The 14,258-nt window shown below is 64.8% G+C and carries 1 protein-coding gene (running past one end of the window); it reads right to left on the reverse strand.

The annotated features are described in order from the left end of the window. Nucleotides 1–14,258, reverse strand: the end of a protein-coding gene (locus JGU71_RS07560) for a non-ribosomal peptide synthase/polyketide synthase (RefSeq protein ID WP_233528823.1). It continues 30,733 nt past the right edge of the window; only the last 14,258 of its 44,991 coding nucleotides appear in the window; its start codon lies beyond the right edge, outside the window — the gene reads right to left on this strand; it ends in the stop codon at nucleotides 1–3.

Raw genomic sequence — 14,258 nt, forward strand, 5'->3', positions numbered from 1 at the left:
CTACTGCAGAGACTCGCCGAAACCTTCCGTTACGTCGGTCCACACGGTCCGACCTTCCGACCAGCGGTCGACGTGTTCCTGATCGGCATCGCCCTCGGTCAGGACGACGACGGTCAAGTCCTCCAATCCATCCGGATCGGCGGACGCGAGCGCGACCGGCGGCAGGAATGCGTGGGTCACCCATTCGTCGGCAAGCAGGTCGGCGAGACCGTCGGCATCGTTCGGGTCGCCGATCACGGCAACTGCTCCGGATGTGGACGCGAGCAGGAACTCGACCAATGCGCCGGGTCCGGCAGGCGGACCGACCAGCAACGTTCGCGACTCGTAGGTCACCGCGTACTTTTCGCGTGCCCGTGACGCGAGCGATGCCAATTCACCGTGGCTGACAACCGTTCCGGCAGCGTCGGTTCCGTCGACCACCGCCGCGGGGTGAACCGCGAGCAATGGCCGCAAGCGGTCCGCGTAGGAGACCGGATGCCCAGCGGCAGCGGCAACCTGCTCAGCCACCGTCGCATCGTCGATGACGAACCACTCGACCGAATCCGGCAGACCCGACCGAAGCGAACTGTCCGTCAGTCCGACGAGAGCGCCGGACGCTCCGAGAACGGTTGCGAGTGCGTCCGCCGGACGTTGGGGATCGATCTGCAGGAAGGCCGCACCCGTCTTCGCGATAGCCCACAGTGCAGTCACCGAATCAACCGACCGTGGCAATGCAACCGCTGCAACCGTTTCCGGTCCGAAGCCCCGCTCGATCAAGACACGAGCCAACTTCGACGAATCCTCGTCCAGTTCCTGGTACGAGATTTCGCGACCGTCGACCGCGAGTGCAGGTGCTTCCGGATCTTCTTCCACGATCTCGGCAAGCAGATGCGGCAGCGTCTGCGACGACAACTGCGCGCTGACATCGGGTGCAGGCGCGGTGGCCGAACCGGTGTCGCCGAGAATCGCGTTGCGTTCTGCTTCGCCGATGATCTCGACGTCGCCGACCAACCCGCTCGGATCCGCAACGAGTTCGTCCAGAACCAGCACGAGGCGAGCGGAAAGCGCATCGACATCAGCCCGCGTGAACCTACTCCCCTGGTACTTCAGCGTCAGCTCGATCGTGGTGTCCGCGGTGACCAGCAACGTCAACGGATAGTGCGTCGCATCGCTGACGCCGACTCCGGTCACCGTCATGCCGTCGATCGAACTTGCCTGTGTCAGAGCATCTTTGTCGATCGGGTACGACTCGAACACCATCAACGTGTCGAACAGGACGCCGACTCCGGCTGCCCGCTGAATATCCGGGAGGCCGATGTAGTGGTGATCGAGTAGATCCGCCTGCTCACCCTGAACCCGCTGCAGCAGATCGCTGATCGAGACGTTCTCGTCGAGTTGGACGCGGATCGGGATCGTGTTGATGAACAACCCGACCATCGATTCGACGCCCGTCAGTTCAGCCGGTCGACCCGACACCGTCGCACCGAAAACGATGTCTTCACGACCGGTCATCCGGCTGAGCAGAATCGCCCATGCCGTCTGCACCAAGGTGTTGACGGTGACGCCGACCGATGCGCCGAGCGCAGCAAGTTCGGCTGTCTTCTCTTCCGGCAGTTCGGTGATGACCTTGCCGATCTCGGCATAGGTTTCCGCGCCACGAGCCGGTGCGGCGAGCAGCGTCGGCTCCGATACACCGGCGAGCGCCTGTGCCCACGCCTGCAGCGAATCGTCCTTGTTGCGCGCCTCGAGCCAGGCGAGGAAGTTGCGGTACGGCGCGACTCGCGGCAACGCCGACGCGTCACCGTGGAGCGCGTACAACATCAGCAGATCCCGCATCAGTAGCGGCATCGACCAACCGTCGAGCACGATGTGGTGGCTTGTGATCGCGAGGTGGTACGTCTGCGCCTCGGTCTGCACCAACGTGAACCGCATCAGCGGTGCAGCGGCCATGTCGAAGTGCGTCGCCTGATCCTGCGCAAGCAAACGGCGCAGTTCCGGCATCCGATCCTCGTCCGACAGCTTCGTCAGATCGAGCTCGCGCCAGGGCAATTCGACCTTGTCGAGGACAACCTGCATCGATTCGCCACTTGCGTCGGTGACGAACGCGCTGCGCAGGTTCGGGTAGCGATCGACGATTGCCTGTGCGGCAGTGCGCAATCGAACGCTGTCGACCGTCCCGTTGAGGTCCAGCACCGCCTGCATCGTGTAGACGTCGACGGTCGACGCCGTCATCATCGCGTGGAACAGCAGACCGGACTGCAACGGCGAGAGCGGCCACACGTCGCCGAGGGACGGGTACTGCTGCTCCCAGAGCTCGATATCGGTCTGCTCGACGTCGACCAAGGGCAGATCCGACGGCGTGAGTCCACCGACTTCAGTCTGGCCGGCGTGCGTCGAAAGTGCTTCCAGCGCAGCGGTCCACAGTTCTGCGAACTCTTGCACGTCCGCACGCGAAATCAGTCCAGCCGGGAAGGCGAAGCCTGCACCCAACCGCGGACCGTCCGGCCCGTCGCTGACGATGGCGTTGATATCGATGACGCCGTTGGCAGGCATGTCGGCATCCATGTCGACCGACAGCTCACCGAGATCACCCGAGGGCGCCCAACCGATATCGCGCAGCTCGGCAGGCACTTCGCCTGCGGACACGCGACCGAGGTAGTTGAAGCTGATCTGTCCGCCCGCAAGCTCTTTCAGCTGATGCGAGGTCGACTCGTTCAGGTACCGCAGCAGGCCGTAGCCGATGCCCTTGTCCGGCACCGAAAGCAGCTGCTCCTTGACGGCCTTGACGGCGGTTCCAGCGGCAACTCCGCCCGCGAAGGCATCGGTGATGTCGATGCCCGCGAGATCGAGACGAACCGGGTAGGCGCTGGTGAACCAGCCGACTGTCCGCGACAGATCGGCACCGGGCACGACACCTTCTTCACGACCGTGCGCTTCGAGCTTGATCAACGCCGAACCCGTTGCGACGCCGCGAGTTGCACGCCACTTCTCGACGGCCATCGCCAGTGCGGTGAGGAGTCCATCGTTGACGCCACCCCGGTACAGCGTCGGCAGTTCGGTGAGCAGCGACTGGGTCGCCGCCGTCGACAGCTGCACCTGCACCCGATCGACGGTCGAGAACGTGTCGACCGTCGGATCGAAGGCACGATCGCCGAACAACGGATCGTCGACGCCACCGACCGAGCGCCAGAAGGCGAGCTCGGCAACACGTTTCGGCGTTTGTGCCTCGTCGTGCAGTGCGTGCGCCCAGCGACGCATCGACGTGCCGTTGACTGGCAGCACAACATTCTGGCCGGCATTCAGCTGCGACCATGCGACGGCGAAATCCGGGATCAGGATGCGCCACGAAACACCGTCGACGACGAAGTGATGCGCGGCGATGACCAGAATGCCGCTGCGTTCGGACCCGAAGTCCAACCACACGAACCGCATCATCGAGCCGGCGACCGGATCGAGACGACGCATCGCGCCGTCCAGTTCCGTCGTTGCAAGTTCGGTCAGCACGGCCTCGTCGATATCTGCCGGGAAGCTGACCCGATGGATCAGTCCGTCGACGTCGACCGACCCACGTTCGAGAGCTTCGAACGTCCAGCCGTCGTTTTCGAGCGTCAGCTGGGACCGGAGCACGTCGTGGTGATCGAACACGGCCGCAATGGTTTTCACCAGGGTTGCGCGGTCGATGTCACGCGGTAATCCGAGCGCCATCGACTGCGAGAACCTGTCGAACGAGCCGGAGCCACCAAGGATCGACGCCATGATCGGCGTCAGCGGAATGTCGCCGACACCGCCGCCTTCGAGTTCGACCAACTGCGCGGGTGCGTCGTTCGCGTCGTGGCGCTTGGCAACCTCCGCAAGCCCGGCAACCGTGCGCTGCTCGAAAACGTCGCGCGGCGAGAACACCACGCCACGGGCCTTCGCACGCGATACAAGCTGGATCGACAGAATCGAGTCGCCACCGAGTGCGAAGAACGAGTCGTCGACACCGATCTGATCGACGCCGAGCACATTGGCGAACACCTCGGCGATGATCGCCTCGACGTCCGATACGGGCGCCCGGAAATCACGCGGTGCCAGTACAGGTTCCGGCAGCGCCTTGCGATCCAGCTTGCCGACCGGGGTCAGCGGAATCTCGTCGAGGACGACGATCGCCGATGGGACCATATGCGACGGCAGCGCCTGTGCGGCGAACTCGGTGAGTGCGTCGGTGTCGATCGAATGTCCTGGCACCGGCAGTACGTAGGCAACGAGAATCGTTGCACCGGCTGCGGTTTCGCGACCGATGGTGATCGCGAAGTCCACGTTCGGGTCCGCGGCGAGCACGGCGTCGATCTCACCGAGTTCGATGCGGTAACCGCGGACCTTCACCTGGAAGTCGCTGCGGCCGACGTATTCGAGCTCGAACGGACGCTCCGCAGTGGCATCGACAGCCACGTTCGGCGCCCACCGCACGACATCGCCGGTGCGGTACATACGAGCACCTGGCTCGCCGTACGGGTTCGGGATGAACCGGTCGGCGGTCAGGTCGGGACGGTTGTGGTAGCCACGAGCCAACGCCCCACCCGCGAGGTACAGCTCACCCGCGACACCCGGCGGCACCGGATTGAGTCTGCCATCGAGAACGAGTGCGGACATGCCGTGCACCGGCGTCCCGATGGTGACCGGACGGCCGACTTCGAGCTGCGCGAACGAGGAGATGATCGTCGTCTCGGTGGGTCCGTAGCCGTTGAAGTACTTACGCCCCGGCTGCCACTTCGCGAGCAGTTCCGGTGTGGTGACGTCGCCACCGACGGAGACGACCTCGAAGTCGGACAACCCAGCCGGGTCGACCGTGCCGAGGACAGCTGGGGTGATGATCGCGTTGGTGACACGTTCGGTCCGCAGCAGTTCGGCGAGATCCGGCCCACCGATGATGGACGCGGGCACGATCACCAGTGTCGCGCCGATGTAGAACGTCGCAAGCCATTCGAGCACCGACGGGTCGAAGCTCGGCGAGCAGATGTGCAGGAACCTCGACTCGGAGGTGAGGCCGTACAACTCGGTCGCGAACTCCACCACTCCACCGAGACCGGCGTGGGTGACGGTGACGCCCTTGGGCAGACCCGTCGATCCCGAGGTGTAGATGACATAGGCGGGATGGTTGCTCCGCAAGGGGCGCAACCGATCCAGATCCGAGACTGGTTCGGCGGACTGCGCGTCGCACAGTGCCGTCGTCGCAGGATCGTCGAGAACCAGCCAGTCGAGAGCACTCGGCAGTCTGTCGACGAAACCGCTTCCGGTCAGGCCGGTCACCGCGCCCGAGTCGGTGATCATGTGCAGCACACGATCCTGCGGATAACTCGGGTCGACAGGTACGTGTGCGCCGCCGGCCTTGGTGACCGCCCACACCGCAGCGACCATCTCGTAGGACCGTGGGAAGGCAAGAGCAACAAGCTCTTCCGGACCGACGCCACGATCGATCAGCACTCGAGCCAACCTCGACGAGTACTCGTCGAGTTCGCGATAGGTGATCGAGCGACCCTCGTACCGGATGGCGACACCGTTCGGATTCACCTGTGCGCCTCGCGCAAGCGCGTCCGGCACGAGGTCGCGCACCATCACGTCGTCGGCGTGCACATCGGTGAGTCGGTCGAACTCGTCCGGGTCGAGAATTGTGATGTCACCGACCGGCAAAGCGGGTGCGGTGGCGAACGATTCGAGAATCCGAACCAGTCGCTGCATCAGTGTGTCAGCAGCGTCGGAGGTGAACAGATCCTCGAAATACTCGAGCCACATGTGGACCGTCGCGCCGGAGGTGATGCCGAGCGTGAGCGGGTAGTGGGTGTTGTCGTTGGAACTGACGCCGGTCACCGACATGTCGTCGATCGACTGTGCCTGTTGCGCCAGGCCTGCCTCGTCGACCGGGTAGGACTCGAAGACGGTCAACGTGTCGAACAGTGCTCCGACACCGGCGATGCGCTGTATGTCGTTGAGGCCGAGGTAATGATGCGCGAGCAGATCTGCCTGCTCACCCTGCAGCCTCGACAGGAACTGCTCGGTCGTCTCTTCCTCGATCAACTGCACGCGGATCGGCAGTGTGTTGATGAACAGCCCGACCATCGACTCCACGCCAGCAAGGTCGGCCGGCCTGCCGGACACGGTCGCACCGAACACGACGTCGTCGCGAGCGGTCATGCGGCCGAGCAGAATTCCCCACGCCGCCTGAATCAGCGTGTTCATCGTGACGCCCAACCGAGCGCCGAGTGCGGTCAATGTCGCGGTCGTCTCTTCGCTGAGATCGGCGACGACCTCGGCGGAGCGCGTGGAGATCTCCTGGCCTGGGTCGGCAGCGGCAAGCAGTGTCGGCTCCTCGAAGCCTGCCAACGCCTTTCGCCACTGTTCGCGCGACGCATCGGCATCCTGATCGCCGAGCCAGGCGAGGAAGCTGCGGTACGGCCGGACCCGCGGCAACACCGAGGCGTCGCCCCGAGTCGCGTAGAGCACCAGCAGGTCCTTCATCAGCAGCGGCAGGGACCAACCGTCGAGCAGTACGTGGTGGTTGGTCAGCACCAACTTGTACGACGTGCCGCCGGTACGAACCAGCGTGAACCGCACCAGCGGTGCGGTCGAGAGGTCGAAGTGCTTGGCCTGGTCGTCGGCCAGCATCCGCGCGAGGCGTTCCTGCACCTCGGCATGGCGACCACCGCGGACGTCGGTTTCACGCCACGCCACGTCGACGTGATCGAGAACGATCTGGACCGAATTGCCATCGTCACCCTGCACGAAGACGGTGCGCAGGTTGTCGTAGCGATCCAGCACGCCCTGCGCAGCAGCGCGCAGTCGTGCGGAGTCGACGTCGCCTTCGAGGCTCAACACAACCTGCATCGTGTAGATGTCGAGCGATGCGTCGGCAAGCATGGCGTGGAACAGCAGACCGTTCTGCAGCGGCGATAGCGACCAGATGTCCGAGACCGCGTGGTAACGCGATTCCCAGGCATCGATGTCGTGCTGACCGACGTGCACGAGCGGCACGTCGGACGGAGTGAGTCCGCCCGCGGCCGGATCGTCGACATGGGTCGCGAGCGCGGTCAGCGCCGTGATCCACAGGTCCGCCAGTTCCTGCACGGCTTCACGAGACACCGCACCTGCCGGGAAGGCGAAGGACGCGTTGAGCGTGGCACCCGAAGCACCATCGGCGACGATCGCGTTGATGTCGACCGTCTTGTTCGCGGGCTGGTCGGCATCGCCGGGTGCTTCGATGTCGGCAAGGTCTGCGGCAGGCAGCCAGCCGAGGGCGCCGAGACCTTCCGGCACCTCGCCGGTGGACATCCGGCCGAGGTAGTTGAAGCTGAACTGCCCGGTTTCGGCCGAAAGCTGCTGTGCTGTATCGGCATTCAGGTACCGCAGCAGGCCGTAGCCCATGCCCTTGTCAGGCACTGCGAGCAACTGCTCCTTTACTGCCTTGATGGCAGCACCGGCCGCCGACCCGCCTGCGAGCGCGCTGTCGAGATCGATCCCGGCGACGTCGAGGCGGACGGGGAAGACACTGGTGAACCAGCCGACCGTGCGCGACAGATCAGCCCCGGGCACAAGTTCTTCTTCGCGGCCGTGGCCTTCCAACTGCAGCAGCGTCGACGATTCGAACACACCGCGCTCGCGGCGCCACTTCGCGACTGCGAGTGCGAGAGCTGTGAGCAGGCCGTCGTTCACGCCGCCGTGGAACCGCTCGGGGACCGAGGTCAGCAGCTTGGCGGTCACGTCTGCGGGCACCGAGATCTCGAGCCGCTCGACGGTCGCGAGCACGTCGACCGCGGGGTCGAACGGGCGCTCTCCCAGCGTGGGATCGGGTCCGTCGAGGATCGAATGCCATACGGGCAGTTCGTCGATCCGTGCAGCCGAACGCGCTTCGTCGGCAAGGGCATGTGCCCAGCGCCGCACCGAGGTCACCGGTGCGGTCAGTTCCGCGGTCGTACCCGCGGCGAGCTGACTCCACGCGGTGACGAAGTCCGGTACCAGGATCCGCCACGACACACCGTCGACGACGACGTGGTGCGCGACGATCAGCAAACGCGAACCTGCGTCGGGCGTGACGAGCCAAACGAACTGCAACATCACGCCGTTGTCGGGATCGAGTCGTCCGAGTGCGGCATCCAGGGCAGCAGACGCTTCGGCGACGACCGCAGGATCGTCTGTTGCGCCGGACAATTCGACGCGGGTAAGCAAGCTCCCGACGTCGACGCTGCCCGCCGGGAAGATCTCGAGACCTCTCCCCTGCTCGTCGTCGATCAAACGCGAACGCAGCACGTCGTGACGATCCACAACCGCCCTGATCGTCGCTTCGATGCCCGCGCGATCGATGTCCTCGGGCAGGTCGAGCAGCATCGTCTGCGCGAAACGTGAGTAGCCACCGCCACGTTCGACCATCAGGTGACCGAACGGCAGCAACGGCGAACGACCGATACCGCCACCTGGCAGTTCCGCGAGAACGGCAGCCGTCTCGGCACCGCCCGCGACAGCAACCTCGGCAAGCCCTGCAACGGTCTTGTGCTCGAACACGTCTCGCGGAGAGAACACAACCCCACGAGCACGGGCACGAGACACCAGCTGAATCGACAGAATCGAGTCGCCACCGAGTGCGAAGAACGAGTCGTCGACGCCGACCTGTGCGACACCGAGTACCTCGGCGAACACGGCAGCAATGACCTCTTCGGTCGCGTTCTCGGCGGCACGGAACTGCTGATCGCTTTCGAACACCGGCGCAGGCAACGCCTTCCGGTCGAGCTTGCCGCTGATGTTCAACGGGAATTCGTCGAGCACCAGGATCGCCGACGGCACCATGTACTCCGGCAACCGCGCACCGAGCGACGTTGTCAGCGCGTCGATGTCGACAGCCGCTCCCGGAGCAGGGACGACGTAGCCGACGAGCACTTCACCCGCGGCAGAATCGTTGCGCACCAACACGACCGACTGCGCGATGCGGTCGTCGGCAAGCAACGCTGCCTCGATTTCGCCGAGTTCGATACGGAGACCGCGCAACTTCACCTGGAAGTCGGTGCGCCCGACGTACTCGAGCTCGCCACTTCGGTTCCACCACACGAGGTCTCCGGTGCGGTACATCCGCTCACCGGCAGCGCTCAGTGGGTTCGCGACGAAGCGGTCCGCGGTCAGGTCAGGACGAGCGACGTAGCCGCGCGCCAACTGCGTTCCGGCGAGGTACAACTCGCCTGCAACGCCGACCGGCACCGGACGTAGCCGCGAATCCAGCACGAGCACCTTGGTGTTCCACACCGGCACACCGATCGGGACGGTGCTCGAATCGGCGTCCGTCACTTCGTGATAGGTGACGTCGACGGCGGCTTCGGTCGGGCCGTACAGGTTGTGCAGTCGAGTCGACGGAAGTGCCGCGCGCATTCGCGCGGCGGTCTGCACGGGCAGGGCTTCACCCGAAGCGAACACCTGCCGCAGCGTGATCGAGTGCGACGCACCCGGGTACGCGACGAACACGGCAAGCATCGACGGCACGAAGTGCGCGGTGGTGACAGCGTTGGCCGCGATTACCTCGACCAGGTATTCGGGATCACGATGTCCGTCCGGTCGGGCCACAACCAGGGTGGCGCCGATCTGCAACGGCCAGAACAGCTCCCACACGGACACGTCGAACGTGACCGGTGTCTTCTGCAGGACGACGTCGGCCTTGCTCAGCTCGTAGGTGTCCTGCATCCACAGCAGTCGGTTCACGATCGAACCGTGCGAAACGGCGACACCCTTCGGCCTACCGGTCGAGCCGGAGGTGAAGATGACGTAGGCCGTGTTGTTCGGCTGCACCGGTGCGCGACGATCGGCGTCGGTGACCGCATCGGTCGAGTGCGAGCTCAGATCGACGGTGTCGAGTTCCAGCACAGCATCCGCAAAAGCGACATCGGGAATCGCAATATCGTCGCGTGCGGTTGTGAGCACCCTTACAGCCGATGCGGTCTCGAGGATGTGCGCGATTCGATCCGCAGGATGATCCGGGTCGACGGGCACGTACGCACCGCCTGCGGTCAGCACCGCGTAGATGCCGACCATCATGTCGATCGATCGGCGCATCGCAACGGCAACAAGTGCTTCCGGTCCGACACCCTCGGCGATCAGCAGTCGGGCAACCTGATTCACGCGTGCAGCGAACTCTGCGTAGGTGAGTTTCTCGTCCTCGAACACGAGCGCAGTCGCCTTCGGGGTCGCGGCGACCTGCGCTTCGAACAGCGAGACCAGGTTCGCTGTCGGGTCGACGAAGTGATCGGTTGCATTCCACCGCTCGACGACGCGTGCCCGCTCGACCTCGTCGATGATCGGCGCATCGCCGACCGCGAGGCCGGGTTCGCGAGCCATCGTCTCGAGGATTCGGACGAACCGCCGACCGAACACTGCGATGGTGTTCGCGTCGAACAAGTCCGTCGCGTAGGCCAATTCGACTGCCATGCCTGCAGGTGCGCCGTCGGCGTCGAGTTTCTCGGCGAGGGTCACCTGAATGTCGAACTTCGCTGTCTGAACATCGAAGTCGACCGCGGCGACCTCGAGGTCGGGCAGTTCGAAGGTCGTCGGCCCCAGGTTCTGGAAGGTGAGCATGACCTGGAACAGCGGATGCCGTGCCTGCGACCGCTCGGGGTTGAGTACCTCGACCAACCGCTCGAACGGAACGTCCGCGTGGCCGAAGGCCGACAGGTCGATCTCCCGAACGCGCTGCAGCAGCGTGTCGAACGATTCGCCCGCCTCGATCTCGGTCCGCAGCACAAGCGAATTGACGAACATGCCGATCAGATCGTCGAGTGCCGCTTCACCGCGACCGGCCACAGGCGTGCCGATAGCGATGTCGGAGGTGCCGGACAGTCGCGCAAGCAGCACGGCGAGACCGGTATGGACGACCATGAACAGGGTCGAATTCTGTGTGCGCGCAAGCTCGTTGAGCGAGGCGGTGAGCGTGGCGTCGACCTCGAACGTGTGCGCAGCACCGTCGTACGACGCGATCGCCGGACGTGGCCGGTCGCTCGGCAGGTCGAGCTGAGCCGGCAGCGCATCCAATGCCGTACGCCAGTAGGCGAACTGCTGGGCAATCACCGATTCCGGATCGTCCTCGGAGCCGAGCACGTCTCGCTGCCACAGTGCGAAGTCCGCGTACTGCACCTCTAGCGGTGCCCAGCCCGGCGCATCTCCCGCTGTGCGCGCCGAGTAGGCAATCATGACGTCCCGTGTCAGCGGACCCATCGAGAATCCGTCGGACGCAATGTGATGGACGACGACGACGAGCACGTGGTCGCGCTCCGAGATCTGCAGCAGCGCCGCGCGCAGTGGAACCTCGACCGTGGTGTCGAAACCGGTCGCGATGATTGCCGCGACTCGTTCGGCGATGGCCGTCTCGGTCACGGGTTCCGGAATGAGCTGCGGAACAGCCCCGGCCACAGGCACACTCACCTGATAGCCGGTGCCGTCGACCTCGGGGTAGATCGTGTGCAGCACCTCGTGACGACCCACAACGTCGCCGACAGCTGCCTGCAACGCTTCGAGATTCAGCGCACCGGTCAAACGAATCACGGCAGGGATGTTGTTGACACCCGACTCCGTATCGAAGCGGTTGAGGAACCACATCCGTTGCTGCGCAAGGGACAGCGGGACCCGCTCGGGCCGCGGCTGTGCGGTGAGCGCCTTGCGGCCGCCGACACCTGCATGTTGCTCGACCCGTGCAGCCAGCGCTTCGACGGTCGGCGCCTCGAAAAGCGACCGAACCGAAACCCGGGTGTCAAGTGCGTTGCCCAGCCGCGCGGCGACCTGAGTCGCCAGCAGCGAGTTGCCACCGAGTTCGAAGAAGTTGTCGTCCAAACCGACCCGAGCCGCACCCAGCAGTTCGGCGAAGATGCCGGCGACGATTTCCTCGATCGGCGTTGCCGGTGCGCGGAACGCCTTCGCCTCGAAGACCGGAGCAGGCAACGCCTTTCGATCCAACTTGCCGTTCGCGTTGAGCGGCAGTGAGTCGAGCACCATGATCGCAGCGGGCACCATGTACGAGGGCAACTCGGAGGCGACGGTCGTGCGCAGTGCTGCCGCGTCGACGTCCGTGTTTCCAGCCGGTACGACGTAGCCGACGAGCTGGGTTCCCGTGCGTGCATCCTCGTGTGCGACGACGACAGCCTGCGCAACCGAGACCTGCGCGGCGAGAACGGATTCGATCTCACCGAGCTCGATGCGGAAGCCGCGGACCTTCACCTGGAAGTCGGTACGGCCGACGTATTCGAGGGTGCCGTCGGCTCGCCACGACACGAGGTCGCCGGTGCGGTACATCCGCGATCCGCTGTGGCCGAACGGATTCGACACGAAACGGTCGGCGGTCAGATCGGCCCGGCCGTGGTAGCCGGTCGCCAACTGATCGCCCGCGAGATAGAGCTCACCCGCAACGCCCGCCGGAACCGGATGCAACCTGGCGTCGAGCACGTACACCTGGACGTTCCATTCGGGAACACCGATCGGCACGGCAGCGCCGACTACCTCGGTCACCAAGTGCGATGTGACGGACACAGCGGCTTCGGTCGGGCCGTACAGGTTGTACAGATCGCCGGCATTTGTTGCCTTGTAGCGCTTGGCAGTTGCGGCTGGCAACGCTTCACCGATGGCGAGCACACGTCGCAACGACGTCGTCAGGTGTCCGTCGGACTCCACCAGCAACGCTTCGAGCATCGACGGCACCGAATGCAGTGTCGTCACAGCTTCGTCGCGCATCAGCTGGTTGAGGTACGCCGGATCGCGATGACCGTCCGCGCTCGCGATAACGAGTCGCGAACCGGAAACCAACGCGGACCAGAACTCCCACACCGATAGGTCGAACGTCGCGGCCGTCTTGAGCAGCACCGCGTCGTCGGCGCCGAGCTCGAATTCCGCACGTTTCCAGACCAACTGGTTGACGATCGCGCCATGGCTCACCGCGACGCCCTTGGGGCGACCGGTGGAGCCCGACGTGAAGATCACGTAGGCGGTATTGGCGGGCAGCAGAGCACCGAGGCGTTCACTGTCGCGAATAGGAGCGTCATCGAGATCGGACAGGTCGACGACGTCGACCCGGACGATAGCTGCGACTCGGTCGGTGGTGAATTCGTCACGCGCTGTGGTGAGTACACAGATCGGTGCGGCAGTCTCGAGGATGTAGTCGGTGCGGTCGGCAGGCTGGTCGGGATCGACCGGTACGTAGGCGCCGCCCGCCTTCGCGACGGCATACATGCCGACGACCAGATCGACCGATCGGCGCATCGCAAGTGCTACACGGTCCTCGGGCGTGACACCGGAGTCGATCAGGTATCGCGCGAGCCGGTTGACTCGAGAGTCGAACTGCGCGTAGGTAAGACGCTCGCCCTCGAAGACGACCGCTGTCGCGTCGGGCGTCGCCGCGACCTGGGCGTCGAACAACGACACCAACGTCGCCGGATCGACGTCGTGCTCGGTTGCGTTGCGAGCATCGAGCAGTGCAGCGCGCTCGGTGCTGTCGAGCAGATCGATGTCACCGATCACCGCGGTCGGGTCGGTCGTGATCGCGGTCAGGATGCGCACGAACCGATCGGCAAAACTTTGGACCGTCGACTCGTCGAAAAGATCTACAGCGTAGGTGATTTCGGCTGCGATCTCGCCGGGCGTGCCGTCTGCCGCTCGCTGGTCGGCGAGGGTGAACTGCACGTCGGTCTTGGCGAGTTGGGTGTCGAAGTCGACGACGCTGACATCGAGGCCGGGCAGGCGCAGCGCCGAGTCTGCGAGGTTCTGGAACGACAGTCCGACCTGGAAGAGCGGATTGCGGGCCGTCGATCGGACCGGGTTGAGCACCTCCACGAGCCGCTCGAACGGCACGTCGGCGTTGGCGAATGCTTCGAGGTCGTGTTCGCGAACGCGGGCCAGCAGGTCCGCGAACGTGTCGGAGCCCTCCACACGTGTGCGGAACACCAAGGTGTTGACGAACATGCCGATCAGGTCGTCGAGCGCCTGTTCGCCGCGTCCCGCGATCGGCGTACCGACCGCGATGTCGTCGGTGCCCGACAGACGAGCCAGCAGCACGGACAGTGCCGAGTGCATCACCATAAACAGCGATGCGTTGTTCCCGCGAGCAAGCGCGAGCAACTGCTGGTGGACGTCGGCGTCGATGGTGAACCGAAGAGCTCCACCGCGGAACGACTGCACAGCAGGCCGCGGCCGGTCTGTCGGCAGCTCCAGCTGATCCGGCATACCGGACAACGCGTCGACCCAGTACGCAACCTGCTCGGCAGCAAGCGAATCCGGGTCACCTTCGACAC

The organism is Antrihabitans stalagmiti (assembly GCF_016482825.1).
GTDB classification, from domain to species: domain Bacteria; phylum Actinomycetota; class Actinomycetes; order Mycobacteriales; family Mycobacteriaceae; genus Antrihabitans; species Antrihabitans stalagmiti.